The organism is Streptomyces sp. NPDC052396 (genome assembly GCF_044593195.1).
GTDB lineage: Bacteria > Actinomycetota > Actinomycetes > Streptomycetales > Streptomycetaceae > Streptomyces.
Window position 1 is genome coordinate 139287 of record NZ_JBIUAW010000009.1, and the last position, 23109, is coordinate 162395.

Here is a 23109-nt window from a genome sequence, read left to right on the forward strand (position 1 = left end):
GCGGCCGGTGGGTTTTTAGGGGCTGACCACATTCCAGCGTTCGGCCGGGATGTCCTGGCACTTGTAGAGCTTGACCTGGCCGTGGTCGGCGTCGGGTGCCAGCAGGCACAGGTGGTTGGCCTCGTTGCGGTACCGGACGGTTCCGTCCGGGTATGCCTCGGCCAGCCAGCGCTGGCCGGCTCCGGCGACACCGCGGGCATCGTCACATCCGTAGAGCAGGGCGCTTGTCTGCGTGCCGGCGTGGACGTCCTGACTGCCCAGGCACTGGTTGGTGCCGCTCAGGCTCTGGATGCGGACCAGGTTGTCGCCCCGGCTGATCCGCTGGATGTTCCAGCCGAAGTCCTGCCGCTCGTAGAACAGCCAGTAGATCCACCACGACCTGGGTGGTGTGGGCTGGGTGTAGACGAAGGTCCCAGGAACGTTACCGGCTCGCCGCAGCCGGCCACCGAGCCAGGAGGATTCCAGGCGCACGTTGTCGCCGGTCGTCTGCCAGCCGGTGGGCGGGGAGGTGGCGTTGTCCCACCACAGCTGCGTGGCGCTGTCGGTGCACGGGGCGGCAGTCACCGTGGTGCCGTTCGGGGTGAGGCAGAGTCCGGGGACGGCCACGTTGCGCCAGCGCTGGGGCCCGCCGTTGTCGTCGTTCCACGCTGGGGGGTCATCGAGGTGGGCGATGGTCCACTGCGCGCGCGGATCGTCACACTTGCCCGCGACGACCGGGGTGGATGCGTCCCGGCGGGCGCTGGGCGCGATCCCGATGCAGTCGCCCGTCGTGACGTTCCGCAGGTAGTGGGTGAGCGCGTCGGTGGTGAACATCTGGAAGGTCTGGTTGCTGTTGTAGCGGGCGTCCCCGATGGTGATGGAGCGGTTCGGGTTCTCCTGCAGCAGGCCGCCCGTCGGGGCGGCCAGCACGCTGCGGAAGACGTGGGCCGGGGCCGGCGCCCGCACGGGCGGCGGGGTGCGGGCGAACTCGACGGGCACGTGGTCGGATCCGCCGCCCCTCGGGACGGTCGCGGTGAACCCACCTGGCACGCCGCGCCTGATCGCGTAGTCCAGTTCGCTGGGGGTGTCGCCGAGGTGTGTCGGCTGACCGGTGCGCAGCAGGGTCTCATCCGCGCGCAGTTGGAGAGATCCGCGGGCCTGATCGGTGGTGCGGTTGAGGATGTTCACGTTGAAGTCGCCGACCAGGACCCAGTTCCGGCCGTCGGTGGCGGCGAAGTCGCGGACCTGGTCGAGCAGTCCGGGGCGAGTGCCTTGCCGCACCACATCCTCGCCGCGGGCGTGGGTGTTCCAGTACCAGGTGTTGCCGAACCGCAGGCCGAGCAAGGGGCGGGCCCGGTAGCGGTTGTTGGGGGCGTTGGGGTCCGGATTGTAGGACGGGTTCTCCAGCACACGGACGTCATCGGCCGGGGTATCGGTGACGAAGGCCAGGTTCATCTGGCCGCCATCCCAGGTGTCCTGGTTCGTGCCGGCGACCCGGCGCGGGTCGGTCTGCAGGAAGTACACGTACCGGTTGCTGCCGTTCGGGCCGCCCGCCCAGGTCACCCGCTGAACGGAACTGGGCTGCGGGTTGCGGTTGGGGGTGAGGCGGATCTGGCGGAGCTCGTTGCGGTCGTTGTCGTGCGCGGGCAACGGCGGCCCGGCACCCGCCTCCTGCAGCGCCACCAGCGGATTGGTCGCGGCCAGCGGCGCGACCTCCGAGGTCCAGCGTGAGCCGTTGTCGGAACCGTGCATGTTGTACGTGGCGAACGGCGAGGTGCCGTCGCCGTTCACGGCCTGCGCCGTGCTGGTGGCCGTGGCGATCCCCGCGCAGGCCAGCAGGAATGCCGTCACGAGGGACGCGAGCGGGCTTAATCGCCGGGCTCTGCCCGGCGGGCGGGTGCCGGCGCCGGTGCGCCGGAGGAGACGATGAGCGTGCATCAACGTTCCCTTCTGTCGGGACACTTGAGAGCGCTGAGCCCGGTGGCCGGCCGGGAGCCGGCTAGCCGGACCGGCGTCCAGCCTGGCAGTAGCGAACATGTTTGTCACGACCTTGTTCGCAACGAACATGTTCGTTAGCCTGGTGGGCATGACAGGTCACCCCGCCACACCCAGAAGCCGCCGGGAGCGCCCCGCCAAGCCCGCGCTGACCCGGGAGGGCATCGTCGCGGCCGCCGTGGAGATCATGCGGGCCGAGGGCCTGCAGAAGGTCACCATGCGCCGCCTGGCGCAGGAGCTGGACACCGGCCCGGCCTCGCTGTACGTGTACGTCGCCAACACCGACGAGCTGCACGCGGCCGTCCTGGACCGGCTGCTCGGCACGGTCGGACCGGCACCCGCCGAGGGCACCTGGCGCGAGCGGCTGGAGGCGCTGCTCACCGGGTACACCGTGATGCTCTTCGAGCACCCGGCCCTGGCCCGCGCCGCCCTGGTGGCCCGCCCGAGCGGCGAGCACTACCTGCGCCTGGTCGAGACGGTGCTGGCGCTGCTGGCCGAGGGCGGCGTCCCGGCCGCTCAGGCGGCCTGGGGCGTGGACGTCCTGCTGCAGCACGCCACCGCAACCGCCGCCGAACACGCCACCCGGGACCAGTCGGCCGGCGCGGAGGCCGACTGGAACGCCCTCACCAGCGCCCTGCGCGGCGCGTCCCCCGACACCCATCCGCAGATCGCCGCGCTCGGCCCCCGGATGCTCGCCGGGACGCCGCAGCAACGGCTCTCCTGGAGCTTTCAGATGCTGCTCACCGGCATCACACACACGCCCACCCCGGCAGACGAGCCGCTCACCTGACCAGAGGCCGTCCCCGCCACACCGCAAGGAGCACCCCGATGACTACCCATCACCCGATCGCGATCGTTGGGGCCGGTCTCGGCGGCCTCACCCTGGCCCGCGTCCTGCATGTGAACGGCATCGAGGCCACCGTGTTCGACCTCGACGCCTCACCGGCCGCCCGCCCCCAGGGCGGCATGCTCGACATCCACGAGGACTCCGGCCAGGCCGCCCTGCACACCGCCGGCCTGGACACGGAGTTCCGGGCCCTCGTCCACCCCGGCGGCGAGGCCATGCGGATCCTCGACCGGCACGCCACCGTCCATCTCGCCGAGGAGGACGACGGCAGCGGCACCCGCCCCGAGGCCGACCGGGGCCACCTGCGCGACCTGCTGCTCGGCGCGCTGCCGCCGGGCACCGTCCGTTGGGACGCGAAGGTGACCGGCGCGCACCCGCTCGGCGACGGACGCCACGAGGTGGCGCTCGCCGACGGCACCATGTTCACCACCGACCTGCTGGTCGGAGCAGACGGCGCCTGGTCCCGGATCCGCCCGCTGCTCTCCGACGCCACCCCCGCCTACACCGGTGTGTCCTTCGTCGAGTCGGACCTGCTGGACGCCGACGCCCGCCACCCCGCGAGCGCGGCCGTGGTCGGCGGCGGGATGCTCTTCGCGCTCGGCGACGGCAAGGGCTTCCTCGCCCACCGCGAGACCGACGGCAGCCTGCACCTCTACACCGCGCTGACCATTCGTCAAGAGTGGGCGGGCTGCATCGACTTCACCGACACCGCCGCCGCCAAGGCGGCCGTTCTGGCGCACTTCGCCGACTGGGACCCGAGCCTGCAAGCGCTCGTCGCCGACGCCGACGGCCCCCTGGTACCGCGAGCCATCCACGCGCTGCCGGCCGGCCACCGCTGGGACCGAGTCCCCGGCGTCACCCTGCTCGGCGACGCCGCCCACCTGATGTCCCCCTTCGCCGGCGAGGGTGCCAACCTCGCCATGTTCGACGGCGCCGAACTCGGCCGGGCCATCGCCGCCCACCCCGGCGACACCGAAGCCGCCCTCACCGCCTACGAGCAGGCGCTCTTCCCCCGCAGCCAGGCCGCCGCCGCGATGTCCGCCGCCAACCTCCGAACCTGCTTCCGCGCCGACGCCCCGCAGGGACTGCTGGACCAGTTCGCCGCCCACCACCAGGCAGCCTGACCCCGCCAGGCACCCCTCACAGGGGACCGCCATGAACCCTGGCCAGGCTGCGACGAGGGATCAAGGTCACCCCACAGCCCCTCTTGGGCTCACCACCGGCCTGCCGGCCCTGGCGCCGCCATCATCGAAAGCCCTCAACTCGGCTGGAGCAGGCCGCCGTTCTCACCGGCCACGGCCTCGCCGCCTTCCTGATCTCGGCCTTCCTACCTTGGAACCCAGGTGCCGGTCGTCTATCTTCTCGAACACCCCGAGAATGCAAGGGCGTTCACCAGGAAGCACCTCCGACCTACGATCATTGGCGCCGCGGTTTGGATCGTGCTCACCCGCTGAGCTTGTTTTCCGCGTGGCGCCATGTCATGGCAATTGATGTCGACGGCGTCTTCTTCGCCTCCAGGGCGGCGCTGCCCCATCTGCGCCGCGTCAGGGGCTGCATCGTCAACGTCGGCTCGGTGTCCGGGCTCGGGGCGGACTGGGGCCTGGCCGCCTGCAACGCCGCCAAGGGGGCGCTGGTCAACCTCACCAACGCCATGGCGCTCGACCATGGCCACGAGGGCGTGCGCGTCAACGCTGTGCACCCAAGCCTCACCCGCACCCCAGTGGCCGCGCCCATCGTCGAGAACGAGGAGACGCTCGCCGCGTTTCGCCGTCGCATCCCTATGCAGCGCCCCGCGGAGCCGGCCGAAGTCGCCGATGTCATCGCCTTCCTGGCCGGCTCCGACGCCCGTTTCGTCAACGGCGCGCACATTCCGGTCGACGGCGGGCTCGGCGCTTCCAACGGTCAACCGCGCATGTTCTGACCACCTGCCCCGCACGTCGATCCCGGCCAGTTCGCGACTGGCTGCCCCAGATCCACATCAACATCGCAGACCCCGGCATGACCGCAACCGACCTCAGCAGCGGACAGGGACCAGCGCTCCTCCGCGAGCGCTCTCGCGGGTGACGCCTCGTACCAGGCGGCATGCTGATCCGCTCGCTCCGGAACGCGGAGCGGCCGCAGGGCAGTTGTCCTGCGGCCGCTCGTGCTGTGGCGCTGCGCCGGGTTTCAGGAGCGGCTTCCGCGCGCCGCCGCGTGGCGGTCGAGCAGTTGCTGGTCGTAGAGGCTGTCGGGCAGGAGGTGCTTGCCGTTGGACTCGATCTGTCCGTCGCTGCCGTTCATGAGGGTGCCGGTGCAGCCGATGGCCCAGTTGTGGGCGGTCGGGGGCTCCTGGGCCATGTACTGCTGGGTGGTGCAGTTGTAGGCGGTGCTGTTGGCGTCGGACCAGCCGTGGCCGCTGCCGCGGCTGCCGTTGTTGACCAGCAGCAGCGAGCCGTCGATCTGGATGTTGTCGTAGAGGGTGCCGCTGCCCCAGCGCTCGTGGCCGCCCGCGTCGTAGGTCTTGTCCACCAGGGTCGCCTTGCAGCGGGAGAAGACGTTGGGGCCGGACTGGCGGCCATAGGTGGAGAAGGCGTGGATCATGGGTGCGGTGACGGCGCAGTCCTGGATGAGGTTCTGCTGGCCCTGGAGGAGGTAGGCCTCCGAACGGGCCGAGGAATCGGTGGTGTTGAAGTCCAGCGCCTGGGTGTGCAGGACGGAGATGCGGCGGCTCTGCGGGCCGAGGAACGTCTGGCCGCTGCCGCCGAAGTGACGCCAGGTGACGTTGCTGATCCAGGAGTCCTGGACGGCGTTGAACTCCCAAGGGGCCGCGTTGTAGAAGGACTTCGCGTAGTCCGGGTCGCCGCTCATGGCCTGGCCGTCCAGGCTCAGGTTCTCCACGCCGACGTGGTCGATGCGGGGGAAGGTGTACTTGTAGACCGTCGCCTGGGTGTACTGCTTCTCCAGCGCCGTCGTCAGCGGGATGTCGAGGGTGACCTTGTTGCCGTGGACGGCGGTGACCTTGCGCTCCGAGCGCAGGCTCCAGTTGGGCTTCCACGCGTCGGTCATGCCGATCGCGTCGATCCATGCCTGCGTGGTCGGCCGCTCGACGACGACCTCGTCGCCGGCGTTCAGCCCGGCGGTGCTGCCCAGCGTGAGCGTGGTACCGCCGACGGGCACGTAGTCGTCGGTCACCTGCTGCGCGGTGCCGACGGGGGTGTAGCGGGATTTGTCCCCGATGGTGACCAGCGTGCGCACCGACGGCTGGTCGGCGACGAGCGCGGTGGAACCGGTGCCCGATCCGCGCAGGACGACGCCGCTCGCGCCGAGGTGCAGCTGCCCGGCGATGTGGTACTGCCCCGGCGCGAGCTGGACCGCGCCCCGTATCCCGTCGGTGCCCTGCGGCAGCGCGGCCACCTTGTCGATCGCCGCCTGCACGGTCGCCGTCGAGTCTCCCGTGCCGGGGGCCGGGACCGTCGCCTTGACGAGCGCCTTCGGCAACGACGTGCCGCCGCCTTCGTACCCGGCGGAGGAGTAGTCGGGGATCCGGTTGCCCTGCGCGTCCTGTCCGTAGGCCAGGTGACCGTCCTTCAACGCCAGCCAGGCGCCACCAGTGGGGCCGGATGCCGTGCGGGCCGCGGACGCCGTCGCGGGCGGCTGGGCCAGGCCGAGGCCCAGGCCGCCGGCCAGCGCCGCGACGGCCGCGGCGGTCGACACGGCGCGGCGCCGCGATATGCGAACTCTGTCCCGTGCCACGGGACACCTCCTTGCTCTCCGTACAGGCCGACGAAGGGGGGTTCGTCGGCCGAGAGCAGACTTTCGTACCGGGGATGGCGAAAGGTTGCCGAAAGATTGACGGCAGGGGACGGGAGGCGAGCCGTCGCCTCCCGCCCTGATGCATGCGTCCGGTCCGCGTCAGACCTTCGCGTGGTTGTGAATCATGATGTAGCGGGCGTACCCGATAAAGGCGGCCCAACTGGTGTACGTCCGGTAGCCCAGCTGGAGATCGCCGGGGTTCATGTTGTTGACCTGCTGGTAGAGCCACCGGGAAATGCGGTCCCAGTTGTTCTCCATGTCGACGTTCAGCGTGCCCATCGGGGCGGCATGGCCGGTGCGGATGGCCTCGCGGACGGTGTCGAAGATGCGGCCGAACCGGGCGGCCTCGGAGACCATCGCGATGGTCTGGATCAGCCCGATGCTCAGCTGGCCCTGTGCCTGCTGGTTGCCCGCGAGGGCGGACTGGGTGTTCTGCACCCGGCGCAGTGCGTCGCGTGCGCCCTGCGGGCTGAACTGATACCCGGCGCGGTCGGTCGCGCCGCCGCCCGGCATGGTGGCGTAATTGCCGCCCCAGGGCAGCCGGGTCGCGCGGACGTGCAGGATGCGCTCCATCTCCTGCGGCCACACGTCATTGAAGGCGTAGTGCCCGCCGTTGGGCACCCAGTAGCCCGCGAGGTACAAGTTGTCCGACCACACGTACAGCGACATGATCTGCTGTCGGTTCTCGTTGATGCGGATCTCGATCAAGCGGGCGGGCAGCGAGGTCGTCTCGTCCACGGAGTTGACGTAGTGGTGTCCGGCACCGATGTGCAGCGCGTTGACCATGTCGTAGTAGCGGGAAGCCGGGGTGTCGCCCCCGTTCTCCAGATTGGTGATGTCCCAGTCGATCTTGGACCATTCGCCGCCGGGGTCGGCCTGGGCCGCCGGGGACGCAAGGGCGACCAAGCCGAGCGAGAGGGCGAAGGCCACGATCAGGGCACCCACGCGCTGGAAGACGGTGTGGGCGCCCGGAGACGTGCGGGGGTAAAGCTTCATGGTGCTCCTTGTGCGGGCGGTGGCTTCCGGTCGTTGCCGAGGCCACCGCTCGACCTGATGATCCCCGGGTGGGGATCTACGCCATCGTGCCGAGGAGCGGTTGCCGAAGGGCTGGCGAAAGATTGGCGAATCATCGGCGTGAGCCGCATGCACGCAGGGCCCCGGTTTGGCGAGGCGGGTAACGTCGGGTAACTTGCGTCAGCATTTTGTCTTGTATGTGGATGCCGAGGGATATGTGATGGCGGAGGCAGACGGCACCGCCTTGAGGTTCGCGGTGCTCGGCCCGGTGCGCGCGTGGCGCGAGGAGAACGCGCTGGACCTCGGCAGCCCCCAGCAACAGGCGGTGCTCGCCACGCTGCTGCTCCACCACGGCCGCCCGGTCGGGCGCGACGAGCTGCTGTACGCGGTGTGGGGAGAGGAACTGCCCGCCTCGGCGGTGGGCACACTGCGCTCGTACGTCTCCCGGCTGCGCAGCAGCCTGCGGACGGCGAGCGGCCCCGGCCCGCTGGTCTCGGCCGGCGGGGGCTATGCCCTGGAGGCGGGGACCGATGCCGTCGACGTAGGTGTCCTGGAGAGCGTGCTCGCTGCGGCCGGCCGCGCCCGGTCGGCGGGGGACCACCGGCGGGCCGGTGAGCTCCTCGTCCGGGCGCTTGGCCTGCAGCAGGGCACCCCGCTGGCCGGGGTGCCGGGACCGTTCGCCGAACGGGAACGCGACCGGCTGGCCGAGCTGCTGCTGGGCGCCGAGCAGCAACTGGCGGAGACCAGGCTGGAGCTCGGGCGCCACACGGAAGCGGTTCCCGTCCTCGCCGGCCTGGTCAGGCAACACCCGCTGCGGGAGCGGCTGACGGAGCTGCTGATGCTCGCCCTGTACCGCTCAGGCCGCCAGGGAGAGGCGCTCGGCGCGTTCTTGGACACCCAGCGGCACCTGGACGACGAACTCGGAGTCGCGCCCGGCCCCGAACTCCAGTCGCTCTACGAGCGGATCCTGCGCGCCGACCCCGTCCTCGCGGCCCCTGCGCCGGACGCCGAGGCGGCCGTCACCGCGGCAGCCGCGCCCCCGTCCGCGTACTTGGCCCCCCAGCTGCTGCCGCAGCCGCCGGCGGGGTTCGTCGCCCGGCCCGAGGAGCGGCAGCGGCTCGACGAGGCGTACATCGGCGACGGGGCGCGGGCGCCGCGCGTGGTCGTCGTCGCCGGGGCGGCCGGGAGCGGCAAGACCTCGCTGGTCGTCCACTGGGCGCACGCGGCGGCCGACCGGTTCCCCGACGGTCGGCTCTACGCCGACCTGCAGGGTTTCGACCCGCGCGGCCCCGCCGACCCGGCCGGGATCCTGCACGGCTTCCTGCGGGCCATGGGCGTACCGGACGATGAGATCCCGGCCGCCACCGAAGCGCGCGCCGAACTCTTCCGCGGTCGCGTACGCGGCCGCCGCCTGCTTGTCATCCTCGACAACGCCCGGTGCGCCGACGACATCACCCCCTTCCTCGCCGACGGCGGGTCCGCCTACACCGTGGTGTGCAGTCGGCACGCCCTGGGCGGACTGGTCCTGCGGGAAGAGGTGACCTACCTGCCGGTCGGCGTCTTCACCGCCACCGCCGCCCACGAGCTCCTGCGCCAACGGCTGGGCGACGAACGCACGTTGAAGGACCCCAAGGCGGCGCGCCGCCTGGTCGAGCTCTGCGACTTCCTGCCCCTTGCGCTGAGCATCGCCCTCGCCCGGCTGGTCATGCACCCGCAGTGGTCGGTGGCCGACCTCGTCGCCGAACTGGAGGACGAGCAGGCACGCCTGGGCGCCCTGGGGCTGTCCGGCGACCGCAGCGTCCAGCGCGAACTGGGCCTGAGCCGACGCCACTTGCCGACAGTGGCCGCCCGGCTGCTGCCGCTGCTGGCCCTCCACCCCGGCCCCGAGATCGACGCCCTGAACGCCGCCGCACTCCTCGACGACGCGCCAGCTGCCGGCCGACAGGCCCTGGCGGACCTGGCCGCACTCCACCTGCTCACCGAATCCCGCCCCGGCCGCTACCAGGCCCACGACCTCGTCCGCCTCTACTGCGGCCAACTGGCAGAGGAAGAGCTGGCCGCCGACGACCGGGAGCGGACCACGCGGCGCCTCGTGGACTACTACCTCGCTGCGACCGCCGCCGCCAACACCGTTGTCTTCGGGGACGACCGCACCCCCTTCCCCCCGGTGGCCGGACCGCCCCGGGCCCTGCCCCGGCTCAAGGACACCCGCGACGCGCTGCGCTGGTGGGGACCCGAGGCCCCGGTGATCCGCAAACTCATCGACACCTGCATCGCAACGCACGACCACGAGCGCGCCTGGCGGCTGGCCCACAACGCTGTCGGCTACTACGTCTGCACCGACATCGGCGCCTGGTTCGAATGCGCCACCCTCGGCCTGCACGCCGCCGCGCAACTGCAGGACCCCGTCACGTCTGCCCGGGCCCACACCACGATGGGCATCGTCCTCGGCCAACTCGACCGCCCCCAGGAGGCTTTGTCGCACCTGGAACGCGCGCTCCAGCTGTACCCGCCGGGCGACCGTCACCGCACCGTCGCCATCGGCATGCTCGCCGGCATCCATCACGACCTGGGCCGTGCGGATCTCGGGCAGCAGTGCTTCGCCGAGGCCCTCGAGACGGCCCGCGCCTCCGCCGACGCCTTCTTGGAGGCATTTGTCCTGCACCGCATGTGCATGGCGGACATGGCTGTCAGCCCGCCCGAGGAACTGATGCACCGTGCCCGTCACGCGCGGCTGTTGCTGGCCGACCGGCCGCTGACTCAGATTGCCCTGGGCACGCTGGGCTTCGAAGCCCACGCCCTGGACCGGCTCGGCCGCGCCGAGGAGGCCGAGACCACCTGGCGCCGCCTCATCGACCTCAGCGCGGATGCCGGCGACGACCATCTCCACGGGCTCGCCCAGGCCCAGTTCGCCACGTTTCTCAACGGCCATGGGCGCACAGGGGAGGCCGCCGCTCACCTCGATGCGGCGATCGCCTTGTATCGCAAGCGGGACGACGGACGCACCGTCGCGGCGCTCACCCAGCGGCTCACGGCACTCGGCCCCACCGGTCAGATCCTCGCCACCGGGTGAGGCGGCAACACGCCGCGATCACGGGCCCGACGAGCGGGTGCGCCGGGTGAGCCCGCCCCGCCCCGGCCTTGCCGCAGCGCTGCGATACGACCGGCGGGGCCGGTGGTCGTCCGGGAGCTCCTCGTGGCCGAGGCGGAGCCGACCTGCGGTCTCGCTGCCCTGCGAGGGTCGCTGTGCGGCTCACGAACGGAGCAAAGGGCGGAGGAATCCAAGGGCCGTCCGACGGTGTGGACATGGCGGCAGCTGGTGGATGGCATCCGGTGGTGGAACCGGTCCGGGTCCACCGCCGCAGGAAGCGCGGCTCCCGTGGCGGGCCGCTCGCCGATGTCTGACGAGACCGGCTGCCGCGAGCGCCACGCGACCGCCTGCGCGACGCCCGTGGAGACGGACCGTCAGCGGAGATTGGGGCTACTTCTGGGTGTATGTGTAGGGGCTGGTGAGAGTGATGTCCGTGCCCTTGGGGTCCCAGATGCCGATGGACTGGCCACTGGTGTTTCCGTCCTTCGGCACCCATCCGAAGCAGGTCGGAACGGACGAATCGCAATTCCACTGGGGGAGGACCCAGATGCTCCCGTGCTCGCCGCCGTTGCCGGTCAGGTTGAGTGTGGTGCATGTGCCGGACTTGACCACATTGGTGTAGGTCTGCCGGTCCGTGAGGTGCACCTGGACCGCGACGGCTCCCTGCGGCGCCGGGCCGGACTGGTTGCACAGCTTGAGCTGGTGGGGGGGGACGGCGTTGGCCGGGCCGACGCCGACGAGGCCGGCCGCTGCGGCGGTGGCGCCGAGGACTGCCAGCGTACGGGCGGTCCGTCGCTTGATAGCGGTGAGTTTCATGGTGCTCCTCTTGCGTGCCCGATGGGGCGTGTGGTCCATCGGGTGATCGGCGCGCTGAAGTGCGCAGGACCACCTTCACTCTCGGGTGTTGCCAGGACGTTGGCGGAAGGTTGGCGCTGGATTGGCGGACGACACCGCCTCCGACTCATCGGGCAGAGCTCTGATAACAGGCCCTATGCGCGCTGCGGATTCAGCAGGGAAGAAGAGGGCCATCAAGGGCGGGCGGCTCCGGGTCCCGCTTACGCTCCGGTGCGCTGGTCGACGGCGCGGCGGAATTGTTCCGTCATGGGCGGGAGGAGATAGGCGAGGTCGTAGCGGTGGTGGCCGTCGTGGTAGCTGCGGATCAGTCCGCGCTCCTGGAGCGGCATCCCGGCCGACCAGGGGCTGACGTTCCGCCGGAGCGGAGCGCCCCCGCGTGGTTGTGGGCCGGCGACACCCACAGGATATTCGTGCCGCCCTTCAGCCTCCGGGTCGGCGGCGCCCGGACCAGGAGCCAGTGGCCGAGAGCGGCCCGGCTCGGTGCCGACAGCGTGACGGTCTCGCTGACGGGCTCGGCGACCTCATGCTGCGGCTGCCGCACCAGATGGACACCGCGGTGGCCTTCGGTGAGGCGACCGTCGCGCTGTCTGGTCAGCTCACCGGTCCGGGCCCGCGCATCGAGCGCCATCGCGACGATCGCGATGAAGGGGCCTGCCCGGGGCCAGGAACCGGGTGAGATCCCGATCGAGCCGTCGGCGCAAGGCGGCCACACCGCTGATCTCATGGCCCGGGACAGCGTCGACCCCCGGCTCACCGGACAACTACCTGCACTGGCCTCCTCACTGGAGTCCTCTCACCGGTCGAACCTCCCCTTCGTATACGCCTACGATCACCCCTCACCCGGCCCAGGAATCCGGAACGCCGTCCATCGCGCAGGATTCCTGGAGGGCAGCGCCGGCATTGCCCTCGCACTCCACGCCTATCTCAACAACCACCTCGCCTGCCCCTGAACACAGCCCTGCTCGTGGCGTGACGCAACTCATCTCGAGGAAGACGCCAAGCCGCGCGCAGCTCGAGCCGCACCTTCAGCCCCCTTGACGGCACGCTCCGGCCTTCCGGCAGTCTCTGGCCGATCGCGACTGACCCATGGGATACCGCCCCAAACATCCGTTGGTCACGCCGTAGCCGAGGTGGGCTTCCTCGGCTGCCGAGGCACGGTCTTCTCGCGGTCCAGGTGGCCATAGGCCGTCGAGCGGGGCACGCCGAACATGTCGGCGATCTGCTGGACCGTTTCAGACCTGCCGGACCGCCAGAGGCGCCGTCCGGCAGGTCATGCTCAGCGAAGGAACTCTGTGCCCGTGGCCGTCGCTCCGGTCTTGCCGCCGGGTACCTGGCCGGCGCCATCGGCAGCGCGGGCGTCATTGCCGCCGCCGTCGCAGGCAGCTCCGTGCTGCTGTTCGTCGCGATGTTCGTCTACGGCGCCGGTATGGCCACGAACCTGCTGGCCCGTTACGCCGGTGCCGACTTGGCGGCTCCCAAGTATCGCGCCCGCGCCTTGTCCACCGTGCTGGTCGCCACCACCCTGGGCGGCGTGGTCGGCCCCAATCTCGTCGCACCCGCCGGCAACTTCGCTCATGTCCTCGGCATCCCCCGACTGGCTGGGCTGTTCCTTCTCTCGGGTGCCGCCTACGCGACAGCCGCGCTGGTGCTGGCCATCTGGTTGCGCCCTGACCCGCTGCTGCTGGCCCGCACGCCGGAGGCTGAGCGGACCGCCGAGGCGGTTGCGCGTCCAGACGATCCCGACAGTCGGGCGCGGCCGGCAGCCGGACGGCGCCGGGCCGGCGTACTACTGGGTGCGCTGGTCATGGCCCTCACGCAGCTGGTGATGGTCGCGATCATGACGATGACACCGGTCCACATGCACAACCACGGCCACAGTGCCGCCGCCTCCGGCCTCGTCATCGCGATCCACATCGGGGCGATGTATCTGCCCGCGCCCCTGTCCGGCTGGCTCGTCGACCGGTACGGCCCGCTGACGGTCGCCGCCGCCATGGATGTGACGCCGGATGTCAGCTTTCGGGCTCGGCTGCATTGAAGTCCGAAGTCGCCTGCACACACCCGTGGTTGACCGAACGGTCAGCTCGGTGTGGCGTCGTTGCCGTCGCGTGCGCAGGGCCTCCAGGTGCTGGCCGGTAGGCGACATCCGAGGGTTTCCGTTCGCGGTGGCGTTCGATGGTGGCGGCGATCGTGGTGCGTACACCCGTGGGTGACAGCTCAGCCACCCCGGGACGGTCGGCACCGTCGTGGTCGAGGACGCCTACCGGCGTGCCAGCCTGTGGCGGTCGGCCCAGGCGTTGATCGACGCGGCCAGCTCCTTGGGGCGGTCCTCCGGGGAGTGATGGCCGGCCGGGCCGTGGCGGGAGACCTCCAGGCCCGCGATGTTCTCCTCGCACCAGGCCACGGTGCCTTGGTCGGTCATCGCGCCCGGGCCCGGCTCGAACGCGGCGAGCAGCTTGGGGACTTCGGGGCTGGTGGCCAGCCAGGTGTCGTAGTGCTCGACACGGGCCACGACATCGGCGGGCTCGCCGTCCAATGGCATCATGCGCGTCCACGCCAGCACCGGGCGGCGGCTCTGCGGGGTCGGGAAGGGGCGGCGGTAGACCTCCAGGTCGGCAGGGTCGAGCGGTGTGGCCAGCGTCTCCGGGAGCCCCTCGATGAACAGCGACTTCTCCAGGATCATCTCCTCGCCCACCCCGGGGGTGCGCAGGAGGGTGAACAACTCCCGTCCTGCCGCCGGGAACTCGTCGCCGACCAGCGGCTTGATGATCGTCTCGGTGAAAGCGAGGCCGCGGACACGGTCCGGGAGACGGGCGGCTCGGTCGAAGGCGAGCGCGCCGCCCCAGTCGTGGCCGACGAGGACGGCCTCGGCAAGGCCGAGGGCGTCGAACCAGGCGTCGAGGTAGCGGGCGTGGTCGTCGAAGGAGTAGGCGATGTCCGGCTTGCCGGAGTCGCCCATGCCGATGAGGTCGGGGGCCAGTAGGCGGCGGCCGGGTGCGGCCACACCGGGCAGGACGTTCCGCCACAGGTGGGAGGAGGTGGGGTTGCCGTGGAGGAAGACGAACGGCAGCCCGTCGGGGTCGCCGGACTCGCGGTAGTGGAGGGTGGAGTCAAGGACGCGGAGGGTGGGCATCGCGGGTGTCACTTCGCTTTCAGTGCGGGGGATTCAGAGGTTGAGGCTCAGGACGCGGTCGACGGCGATCTCGATGACGACCAGGTCCAGCGGGGCCGGCGGGTCCGCGCGGTAGCGGGCGGTGTAGCGGCGGATCGCCTCGGCCAGGCGCGCGGGATTGTCGGTGACGGCGGCCCGGCCTTCGAGGGTGACCCAGCGGAAGCCGTCCGCCTGACAGAGCGCGACGCGGGCCGCCGGGCCGCCCGCCGCCACGTTTCGGGCCTTGTGGGCTCCCGCCCGGGTGGTCACCCGGACCAGGCCGGTGGCCGCGTCGAAGGTGAAGCGGACCGGGGTGACGTGCGGGGTGCCGTCGGGGCGGAGGGTGGTGAAGGTGGCCGTGCAGGGGCGAGTAAGGAACGCCCGTGTGCTGGCCGGGAGTACGACTGTCGCCCGGCTCACTTCTTCTTCACGCCCTCGTTCCAGATCAGCTTGGCGATGTTCGGCTTCACGGCCGTGGTGATGACGCCCATGTGCGCACGGACGTACCTCCGTTCCGCCAGCTCGCGCAGCATGCTCGCGGCGAGGTCGGCACGGGCGGTGAAGACGCCGTCGGCGCTGGTCTCGGCGGTGTGGAAGTCCGTGACGACGGGGTGCTCGAACAGGCCCGAGGGCCGGACGAGGGTCCAGTCGAGGTCCGTCTGACGGATCACGGCCTCCATACGGCGCATGTCTTCGTGGAGGGTGCGGCCGAGGCGCCGGTTTACCAGCGGGTCGAGCACGTGGTTGAAGAAGTGCGCGCCGGTGGGACGCCAGTTCGGGTCGGCGATGCTGGAGCTGACGGCGAGCAGCCGCTTGACGCCGTGCCGGGCCATGGCCCCGGTGATGGCAGTGGCGCTCGCCGAGTACGTGGTGATGATCTCCTTGCTGAAGCGCGCGCCCAGCGCGGACAGGACGGCGTCCGTCCCGGCGATCGCGGCGTCGACAGCCGCCGGATCGGTGGCGTCGGCGACCACCACGGTGAGGCCTGGCCGCTCGGTGAGGGAGCCGGCGCGGCGGGTTACGGCGACGACCTCGTGGCCGGCTGAGAGCGCCTGGTCGGTGAGGTGGCGGCCGGTCGGTCCGTTGGCGCCGAAGACTGCGATACGCATGGTGTCGGGTCATCCCTTCGTGTGGGTCCTGGAACGCCCTTGACTGTGCCGATCATGAAACGCAGGCTCAACGCTGATGAATAACTCCGCCCGTACCCCCACCCGCACCCGAGGCCGCCCCCGCGGCAACCCGCCGACCCGCGAGTCGATCGTCTCGGCGGCCCGCGCGCTGTTCCTGGAACGCGGCTACCGGCGCACCACCCTGCGCGCGGTGGCCGAGGCTGCCGGGGTCGACCCGGCGCTGATCGCGTACCACTTCGGCTCGAAAAGGGGCCTGTTCGCGGACGTGATGCAGTTCCAGTGCGCCAACGCGCTGGCGGTGGACGAGGTCCTCGGCGGCGACCCGGCCACCCTCCCCGACCGCCTGATCGACGCGGTGACGGACCTATGGGAAGACGCCGACTTCCGTCAACTCACCACCCAGGGCGACGAGGCTGCCGAAGTGCTCCGCGAATACCTGGAACACGAGCTGCTGGCCCGGCTTGTTGAATTTCTCGGCGGCCGGGACGCTACCGCCCGCGCCACGGCCGTGGTGACGATCCTCGGCGGCCTCATCTACACCCGCTACCTCAACCCCCTCCCCACCCCCGCCACCCTCACCCCGTCCGAGACCCGCCACATCCTCACCCCGGCGCTGCGCACGGCACTGGCCCCCAGGCCACGCACCGTGGCGACCGCCAGAGCAGGCAGTCAGATCTCTTAAATGTCGTTCCCGCGTCTTGGTCTTCTGGCCCGTGAGGCGTTCTATGCCCGGGCAGTGGGTGGATCCCTCCGGTTGGGCGATGTGGGGGTAGGCCGGCCAGGCAGGGCTCGAGGGTGTGCGCCTCCCATAAACGTGCACAGGTGCGCACTCCAGCCCTACGATGTCGGGATGGGCGTAAGCGCGGAGATGGCAGATGCACACCCTTTGCAGCAGCGGGGCAGCGGCGAGCGGCTGGATGTCGCCGCGTCGGTGCTGGCTCTGCTTGCCGATCGCACGCGGCTTGCGCTGATGGAGCGGCTCGGCCGGGGTGAGGCCGACGTCACGACCTTGACCGAGGCCACGGGCGCGGCGCGGACTTCCGTGAGTCAGCACCTGGCGAAGCTGCGCCTGGCCGGTCTGGTCGTCGCCCGCAAGGACGGCCGTCGCGTGGTCTACTCCCTGCGGCACGGGCATCTGCGGCGCCTGGTCGACGAGGCGCTGAACGTCGCTGATCACCAGATTGGATCGCTGCCGCCTCACGACTGACCCCCGGTCCCTCCCGTGTGGTGTGAGCATCCGGGACCGGTCCGGAATCAATATGTGAATACGTACGCACATGATGTTTATGATGGGTGCGTCATTCCGTGCTGACCGGGACGGGGCCCATGCTGTCTGTGCTGCGCAACCGCACCTACCGTCACCTGTTCACCGCCCAGGTCGTCGCCTTGACCGGGACGGGTCTTGCGACGGTGGCGCTGTCGCTGCTGGCGTACGACGTCGCCGGGGACCATGCGTCGGCGGTGCTGGGCACAGCGCTGGCGATCAAGATGGTCGCCTACGTTGCCATCGCGCCGGTCGTGGGTGCACTGGCCGGGCGAATACCGCGGCGGGTGCTGATGGTCGCGATGGACCTGACCCGGGCCGGCGTCGCGCTCGCTCTGCCGTTCGTCACTCAGGTCTGGCAGATCTACGTGATGGTCTTCCTCCTGCAGGCGGCCTCCGCCGCTTTCACCCCGACCTTCCAGGCAACCATCCCCGAGGTACTGCCGGAGGAGCGCAACTACACGCAGGCGCTGTCGATGTCCCGCCTGGCCTACGACCTGGAGAGCCTTTTCAGCCCGGCGCTCGCGGCCGGCCTGCTGACCCTGGTCTCCTACAACTGGCTGTTCGCAGGCACCGTGGTCGGCTTCCTTGCCTCCGCCGCACTGGTCGTCTCTGTCGTCCTGCCCAAGCCCGCGCCCGTGGACCGGACGGGCAGCGTCTATGCCAAGGCAGCCTTCGGCTCGCGCCTGTTCTGGGCCACACCGCGGTTGCGGGCCCTGCTCGCGCTCGACCTCGCTGTCGCCGCGGCCGGAGCAATCGTCTACGTCAACACCGTCGTTATCGTCCGCGACCATTTCCACCAGCCCGCCGGTGCAGTGTCACTGGCGCTGGGTGCCTTCGGGGCCGGCTCCATGCTCACCGCCCTTGCCCTTCCCCGCGTACTCACCGGAGTCAGCGACCGTGCGGTCATGCTGTTCGCCGCGTTCGCACTGCCTGTGGTGCTGGTTGCTGCCGCCGCACTGACCGCCACTGACCCGGGCGCCTGGTCCTGGGCAGCACTGCTCGTGGTCTGGGCTCTGATCGGTGCTGCTTCCTCCGCCGTCCTGACCCCGGGCGGGCGGGTCATCCGCCGCTCCGCCGACGACGCGGACCTGCCTGATGCCTTCGCCGCCCAGTTCTCCCTCTCCCACAGCTGCTGGCTGCTGACCTATCCCCTCGCCGGATGGCTCGCCGCAGGCGCCGGGCTGCCCGTCACCGCCATGCTGCTCGGCGGCATCTCACTGGCCGGCGCACTCGGGGCAGTTGTGCTGTGGCCGGCTCACGACCCCGGGCGGCTCGACCACGTGCACACCGACCTCCCGGTCGGCCACCCTCACCTCGTCGACGCACGCCACACCGCAGGCGGCTGGCGCCACGGTCACCACTACGTCATCGACCGGAACCACTACACCTGGCCCCGCCCCGACGGACAGCTCCGCCACCGGGCGGCGGCCAGCCACTAGCTGCGCCCGGAGGTATTGACCGCCCTGCAGAATCTGCGGCCTGGCGTCACATGCGACTTCGGCCTGGTGCCGGACGGTAGCGATGGAGCCGTGCCCGCCAGGACGCAGGTGGCTGTTCCCGGCGCCGGTCAGCTCTCCGGGAACTGGCGTATGCGGCGGGGGGTGAAGGCGTAGAGGCCGAGGATGCCGGGTGGTTCGGCGAGTCCGGGTCCGCCGTCGCGTATCCAGGCGGCGATGTCCGTCGTGGCGTCGGGGTCGTTGACCAGGCCGAGCCGGACGGGGCGGCCGCCGGCCTTGCGGCCTTCCGGTGAGGGTTGGACGACAATGAGGTTGGCGTGTTCGCAGGCGCCCAGGCACTTGACGACCCGTACCTGTGCCTGACCGGCGAGGGGGGCGCGCAGCTGCGCGAGTTTGGGCGGTGTGGTCGAGCCCGGGGATCTTGGGGTACCGCAGCAGCAGCCCCGGCAGACGGTGGCTGTGCAGCGGGCCGCCCCCGCTGTGGCGTGGGCGGCCTTGCGATTGCGGCGGGTCACCGGCCGTTCCCGGTGCGGGCGTGGCGCCAGGCGGTATCGGCCGGCAGGCGCAGGCCGTTGAGGCCGACGAACACGTGTGTACAGACAACCATCAGTACGGACCCGGGCCGCGCGCCCGGTGATGCGAACTCACCTTGCGGGACTGTCGCGTTCAGTGGTTTTGTGGGTGGCGCGGTGTCCCTGGGCGGTCGTGCGGCACCGCCGGCAACCCGGCCGCCGCCTCCGGCGCAGTCGGGAGACCGTTGGGCCGTCGGGTCCAAGGGGGGGTGCGTCGTTCCTCCGTCACTCCGCCAGAGCCGCGTGGAGGAACGCGAGGATCTCCGCCTGGGCGGCCTCGGCCTGTGGTTCCACGCCGGGCAGGGTGAGGAATGCGTGCCTTGCTCCCGGGTATTCGGAAAGCCGCACGGGGGTCCCTGCCTCGCGCAGCTGCTCGGCATAGCGGCGGCCGTGGTCGGCGACCGCGTCCCGGGTGGGCACCACCACGAGAGCCGGGGCGAGCCCACCCAGGTGGTCCGTGTACAGCGGCGAGACTGTGCCGGCGTCGGCTCCCGGCGGGACGGCGAGCCGCTGGAAGAGCCGCAGTTGCGGCAGGGCCCGGGTCGGGCTGTATGCGTACTCGGTGATCGAGGGGTAGTCGAACATCGTCTCGGTCACGTCGACCACGGGGTTGACCAGCACCTGTGCCTTGAGCTCCAGGCCGGCCTCGCTGGCCCGGATGGCCGCCAGCGCGCTGATCAGTGCGCCGCAGCTCTCGCCGAAGACGGCCGCGCGCGCCGGGTCGGCGCCCCACTGCGCGGCGTGCCGCACCACGTACTGGAGCACGTCCCAGCCGTCGTCGGCGGCGTCCGCGAGCGGGCCGCCGGGGGCGAGGAGGCGGTGCTCGACCGAGACGACGAGGGCGGGCAGCCGGGCGGCGAGATGGCTGTTGGTCCAGTCGCACTGCGCCGCCGTGCCCACGAAGCCGCCGCCATGCACATGGATGACGAGTGGCAGGCCGGTTCGGGCGTCGGCTTCGCCGTCTGCCGTCGACGCGGGCCGGTACACCCGGACCGGGAGGTCGCGGCCGGGCAGCGCCACCTGCTGCCAGGCGATCGCGGCGCCGGGGTCCGGTTCCCCGAGGAGTGCCCGAGCCGTGCCGGACGCCCGCCAGCGGTTCTCCGCGTCGCGGTAGGCGTGCAGTTCTTCGGCCGTGATCGCCGAGAAGTCCGGCTCCGGTGGCCGTATCGCGGTAGTGGTCTCACTCATGTGTCCTTCTCCCTTTCCGAGCCGGATGCCGGGTATGTCGTTGTGGCCGGACAGCCCGTTGTCCTAATGATGCACGCAGTGCGTGCATCGTCAAGTGCATAGGTTAGGCTGAGTCCGGACGAGAGGGGCGAGATGACTGGCCGAAGGCGATGGTCGACCGAGGAGATCCTGGACACGGCGGCGGAACTGCTGCGCACCAGCGACGCCGAGTCATTCAGCGTGCGCAAACTCGCCGCAGCGCTCGGGACCGACTCCTCCAGCCTCTACCGGCACTTCCGCAACAAGACCGAACTCCTGCGCGCGGTTGCCGACCGGATCCTGCTGGCCGCCATGGACGGCTACCGCCCCGAGGGCGACTGGAAGCAGCGCATCACCGCCCTGGCCCTGCGCCTGCGCGAGGCCTTCGGTGAGCAGCCCCAACTCGCCACGGTGTGGGGACGCTATGCGTCCGGCGGCACCGGATCCCGATTGGTCATGGAGGAACTGTTGCAGGCCCTGCGCGCGTCCGGCCTGCCCGACGAGGAGGTCCCGGTGCGGTACCACCGCATCGTGATCCTCCTCGCCGCGCTGATCGCCTCCGAGGCCGGTATCAGCACCATCACCCCCAACGAGTACGAACAGGCGATGGAGCAGTTCCGCGTCGCGGTGCTCGGCGCCGACCCCGAACGCTTCCCCGCCCTGGCCCACTTCGCTCGCGACATCCGCCCCCTCGGAGCAGACCGCCGCGCCGCATTCGAGGAAATCCTCGCCGCCCAACTCGCCCATATCGAGGCCCAGATCCCCTGACGTGCCGGATCGTGCGGGCGATGCGGTCGGGTCGCGCCACTGCCGGCCGACCCGGTGCCGGAGGCCGAGCGCATCGCCGCCGCCATCGCGGCCCTGAACCGCCAAGAGCGACCGCCGCACCGCGGCTCCCGGCCGGCCTCGGCGACACCGATCTGGTCCTTGTCCAGGACGCCGACACCATGCTCCAGCCGTCCTTCGCCGGCCATCGTGGTCGCGGCGGCCACACTCGTCATGGCCGGGGCCTCCGTTTGCAAGCCTCCTGCCGCCCCGGCGCGGGGTCGTTCAGGCGCTCACCGCCGCGCGGCCGCGTCCGCCGAGGGTGGGCCAGGGCGGGTCACCGGGGCGGGGCGTATCCGCGGGTGTGGATGAGGTCGTCCATGAGCCGGCGGAAGGCATGGGCGGCGGCGCTGCGGTAGGCGCCTTCGCGCTGGAGGAGGGCGACGGTGCGGGTGGGCAGGGGTGGGGCCAGCGGGACGGGGGTGAGGTGAGGGTGGTCGTGGGTGATGGCGTCCGGCAGGACGGTGGCCAGGCCGGTGCGTCGCACGATTTCGGTGAGGGCCTGGATGGAGTTGGCCTCGACCGTGATGCGGGGGGCGATGCGGTGGTCGGTGAAGTAGGTGTCGATATGGGTGCGGGTGGCGAAGTCCCCGCTGAGGAGGGCGAGTTGGTGGTCCTTGACGGTGTGGACCGGTAGCGGGTCGGCCGGCGGGGGAGTGTGGTGGGTGGCGGTGACCAGGCTGAGGGTTTCGGTGAAGAGGGGGGTTGCCTCGATGCCGGGGAGGTGGGATCCGGCGAAGGCGATACCGAGGTCGAGGTCATCGGCGAGCAGGGCTGCCTCCATATGGTCCTGGGTCGTCTCCGTCAGGGTCAGGCCGAGGCCGGGGTGGCGGGTGTGGAGCTCGGCGGTGAGCGGGCCGACCAGGTAGGCGCTGAAGGTCGGGGTGACGCCCAGGCGCAGCTGGCCCCGGGAGAGGTCCTGTACATCGTGGACGGCGCGTTCGGCGGCGGCCAGGTCGCGTAGTGCACGCCGGGCGTGGTCGGTGTAGACGGCGCCGGCGTCGGTCAGCCGCACCATGCGGCCGGTGCGGTCCAGCAGTTGCACGCCGAGGGTGCGCTCCAGCTGCTTGATCTGCTGGGACAGGGTGGGCTGGGAGATATGCAGTTCCTCGGCGGCGCGGGTGAAGTTGCCATGTTCGGCGACGGCGAGCAGATAGCGCAGGTGACGCAGTTCCAGGGTGGCCATGAGGGCAACTATAGGTGTGGACTATGGCAGTCATGGTGAGCAGCTCTTGGACGCTATAGGTGCAGGTCGTGCATGGTGGAACTCGCCGGCCCCCAGGGGCCCGACGGCTACCGAAGGGAGTGACCCATGCAGAACCTCACCGAGGGCGTCGCACGGTTTCAGCGCGATGTCTTCCCGGCCAAGGCAGACCTCTTCACCCACCTGGCCACCCATCACACGCCGCACACCCTGTTCATCGGCTGCTCGGACGCCCGTGTCGTACCCGAGCTGATCACCCAGGGCGAGCCGGGCGAGCTCTTTGTCATCCGCACCGCCGGAAACCTCGTCCCCGCCTACACCCCCGGTGCCAACGGGGTGACGGCCAGCATCGAGTACGCCGTCAGCGTGCTGGGCGTGACCGACATCGTGGTGTGCGGGCACTCCGCCTGTGGCGCGATGACCGCCCTGGCCGAAGGCCATGACCTCAGTGGCGCGCCGGTGGTCGCCGACTGGCTGCGGCACGCGGACGCCGCCGTGGCCCGTACCGCCGGCCTGGCGGCAGGCCCGGCGAAGGTGGCGGCGCTGGTCCGCCGGAACGTGCACGCGCAGCTGACAAATCTGACCACCCACCCCTCCGTCGCCCGGGCGCTGGCCGAGAAGAAGGTGACCCTGCGCGGCTGGGTCTTCGACATCGCCACCGGGCGCGTCGAAGCGCTCGATCTCACCGGCGCGGGCACCGCCCTCGCGTCCTGACCGAAGCCCACCA

At 71.0% G+C, this 23109-nt stretch carries 21 protein-coding genes and 1 pseudogene; 11 read left to right on the top strand and 11 right to left on the bottom strand.

All coding sequences use genetic code 11. The annotated features are described in order from the left end of the window. Positions 1-15: 15 nt before the first annotated feature. Positions 16-1830: a ricin-type beta-trefoil lectin domain protein gene (locus ACIHFE_RS24050; RefSeq protein WP_400109478.1), complete on the bottom strand. Its 1815-nt coding sequence runs from the start codon at positions 1828-1830 to the stop codon at positions 16-18. Positions 1831-2065: 235 nt separating this feature from the next. Between ACIHFE_RS24050 and ACIHFE_RS24055 the strand changes: the two genes are divergently transcribed. The 3 genes from ACIHFE_RS24055 (at position 2066) to ACIHFE_RS24065 (ending at position 4742) form a co-directional block, all read left to right on the top strand. Beyond that, positions 2066-2764 (top strand): TetR/AcrR family transcriptional regulator, encoded by a 699-nt coding sequence (locus tag ACIHFE_RS24055; RefSeq protein ID WP_400109480.1) that lies wholly within the window; start codon positions 2066-2068, stop codon positions 2762-2764. A gap of 38 nt (positions 2765-2802) precedes the next feature. Continuing rightward, entirely contained in the window at positions 2803-3945 is a 1143-nt protein-coding gene (locus ACIHFE_RS24060) for an FAD-dependent oxidoreductase (protein WP_400109482.1), read from the top strand. A gap of 332 nt (positions 3946-4277) precedes the next feature. Next, the gene (locus ACIHFE_RS24065) at positions 4278-4742 is read left to right on the top strand and encodes an SDR family NAD(P)-dependent oxidoreductase (RefSeq protein WP_400109484.1); all 465 of its coding nucleotides are present in this window, start codon (positions 4278-4280) and stop codon (positions 4740-4742) included. Positions 4743-4987: 245 nt separating this feature from the next. Here the strand turns inward: ACIHFE_RS24065 and ACIHFE_RS24070 are convergent, their stop codons facing one another. Together ACIHFE_RS24070 and ACIHFE_RS24075 are read right to left on the bottom strand one after the other, a co-directional pair. Then, positions 4988-6553 carry a peptidoglycan-binding protein gene (locus ACIHFE_RS24070; RefSeq protein ID WP_400109486.1) on the bottom strand — a complete coding sequence of 522 codons (1566 nt, stop codon included), beginning with the start codon at positions 6551-6553 and terminating at the stop codon, positions 4988-4990. A gap of 159 nt (positions 6554-6712) precedes the next feature. Then, complete coding sequence (locus ACIHFE_RS24075) at positions 6713-7609, bottom strand: ribosome-inactivating family protein (RefSeq protein ID WP_400109487.1); 897 nt, start codon at positions 7607-7609, stop codon at positions 6713-6715. A gap of 238 nt (positions 7610-7847) precedes the next feature. Here ACIHFE_RS24075 and ACIHFE_RS24080 point away from each other — a divergent pair, with 238 nt between their 5' ends. After that, positions 7848-10700, top strand: a complete 2853-nt coding sequence (locus ACIHFE_RS24080; RefSeq protein ID WP_400109488.1) for a BTAD domain-containing putative transcriptional regulator — start codon at positions 7848-7850, stop codon at positions 10698-10700. A 408-nt stretch (positions 10701-11108) separates the two neighbouring features. Here ACIHFE_RS24080 and ACIHFE_RS24085 read toward each other — a convergent pair whose 3' ends face one another. Then, on the bottom strand, positions 11109-11534 hold the full coding sequence (locus tag ACIHFE_RS24085) for a hypothetical protein (RefSeq protein ID WP_400109490.1): 426 nt from the start codon (positions 11532-11534) through the stop codon (positions 11109-11111). Positions 11535-11773: 239 nt separating this feature from the next. Further along, positions 11774-11902 carry a hypothetical protein gene (locus ACIHFE_RS24090; protein WP_400109491.1) on the bottom strand — a complete coding sequence of 43 codons (129 nt, stop codon included), beginning with the start codon at positions 11900-11902 and terminating at the stop codon, positions 11774-11776. Between the two features lie 128 nt (positions 11903-12030). Here ACIHFE_RS24090 and ACIHFE_RS24095 point away from each other — a divergent pair, with 128 nt between their 5' ends. Both ACIHFE_RS24095 and ACIHFE_RS24100 read left to right on the top strand, forming a co-directional pair. Continuing rightward, positions 12031-12249 carry a hypothetical protein gene (locus ACIHFE_RS24095; protein ID WP_400109493.1) on the top strand — a complete coding sequence of 73 codons (219 nt, stop codon included), beginning with the start codon at positions 12031-12033 and terminating at the stop codon, positions 12247-12249. A gap of 429 nt (positions 12250-12678) precedes the next feature. Then, positions 12679-13563, top strand: a pseudogene (locus ACIHFE_RS24100) (MFS transporter); the annotation flags it as partial. Positions 13564-13830: 267 nt separating this feature from the next. Here ACIHFE_RS24100 and ACIHFE_RS24105 read toward each other — a convergent pair. From ACIHFE_RS24105 to ACIHFE_RS24115, 3 genes are read right to left on the bottom strand one after another with little or no spacing between them, the layout of a single operon-like run. Beyond that, complete coding sequence (locus ACIHFE_RS24105; protein WP_400109495.1) at positions 13831-14715, bottom strand: haloalkane dehalogenase; 885 nt, start codon at positions 14713-14715, stop codon at positions 13831-13833. Between the two features lie 21 nt (positions 14716-14736). After that, the gene (locus ACIHFE_RS24110; protein WP_400109497.1) at positions 14737-15141 is read right to left on the bottom strand and encodes a pyridoxamine 5'-phosphate oxidase family protein; all 405 of its coding nucleotides are present in this window, start codon (positions 15139-15141) and stop codon (positions 14737-14739) included. Then, positions 15138-15830, bottom strand: a complete 693-nt coding sequence (locus ACIHFE_RS24115) for an NAD(P)-dependent oxidoreductase (RefSeq protein ID WP_400109499.1) — start codon at positions 15828-15830, stop codon at positions 15138-15140. Before ACIHFE_RS24115 ends, ACIHFE_RS24110 begins: the two co-directional genes overlap by 4 nt. Positions 15831-15906: 76 nt before the next feature. On the opposite strand from ACIHFE_RS24115, the gene ACIHFE_RS24120 reads away from it, so the two are divergent. The 3 genes from ACIHFE_RS24120 to ACIHFE_RS24130 all read left to right on the top strand — a co-directional run bounded on the left by ACIHFE_RS24120 (position 15907) and on the right by ACIHFE_RS24130 (position 18557). Then, positions 15907-16533, top strand: coding sequence for a TetR/AcrR family transcriptional regulator (locus ACIHFE_RS24120; protein ID WP_400109500.1), 627 nt, complete (start codon positions 15907-15909; stop codon positions 16531-16533). Between the two features lie 168 nt (positions 16534-16701). Then, the gene (locus tag ACIHFE_RS24125) at positions 16702-17058 is read left to right on the top strand and encodes an ArsR/SmtB family transcription factor (RefSeq protein WP_400109502.1); all 357 of its coding nucleotides are present in this window, start codon (positions 16702-16704) and stop codon (positions 17056-17058) included. 119 nt (positions 17059-17177) lie between these two features. After that, entirely contained in the window at positions 17178-18557 is a 1380-nt protein-coding gene (locus tag ACIHFE_RS24130; RefSeq protein ID WP_400109735.1) for an MFS transporter, read from the top strand. A 128-nt stretch (positions 18558-18685) separates the two neighbouring features. Here ACIHFE_RS24130 and ACIHFE_RS24135 read toward each other — a convergent pair whose 3' ends face one another. Beyond that, positions 18686-19090, bottom strand: coding sequence for a (2Fe-2S) ferredoxin domain-containing protein (locus tag ACIHFE_RS24135; RefSeq protein WP_400109504.1), 405 nt, complete (start codon positions 19088-19090; stop codon positions 18686-18688). A gap of 282 nt (positions 19091-19372) precedes the next feature. Next, positions 19373-20335, bottom strand: coding sequence for an alpha/beta hydrolase (locus tag ACIHFE_RS24140; RefSeq protein ID WP_400109506.1), 963 nt, complete (start codon positions 20333-20335; stop codon positions 19373-19375). A 132-nt stretch (positions 20336-20467) separates the two neighbouring features. On the opposite strand from ACIHFE_RS24140, the gene ACIHFE_RS24145 reads away from it, so the two are divergent. After that, entirely contained in the window at positions 20468-21121 is a 654-nt protein-coding gene (locus ACIHFE_RS24145; RefSeq protein ID WP_400109508.1) for a TetR/AcrR family transcriptional regulator, read from the top strand. A 334-nt stretch (positions 21122-21455) separates the two neighbouring features. Here the strand turns inward: ACIHFE_RS24145 and cynR are convergent, their stop codons facing one another. Next, entirely contained in the window at positions 21456-22364 is a 909-nt protein-coding gene (cynR, locus tag ACIHFE_RS24150; protein WP_400109509.1) for a transcriptional regulator CynR, read from the bottom strand. 126 nt (positions 22365-22490) lie between these two features. Here cynR and ACIHFE_RS24155 point away from each other — a divergent pair, with 126 nt between their 5' ends. After that, positions 22491-23096 carry a carbonic anhydrase gene (locus ACIHFE_RS24155; RefSeq protein WP_400109511.1) on the top strand — a complete coding sequence of 202 codons (606 nt, stop codon included), beginning with the start codon at positions 22491-22493 and terminating at the stop codon, positions 23094-23096. The last annotated feature ends 13 nt before the right edge of the window (positions 23097-23109 follow it).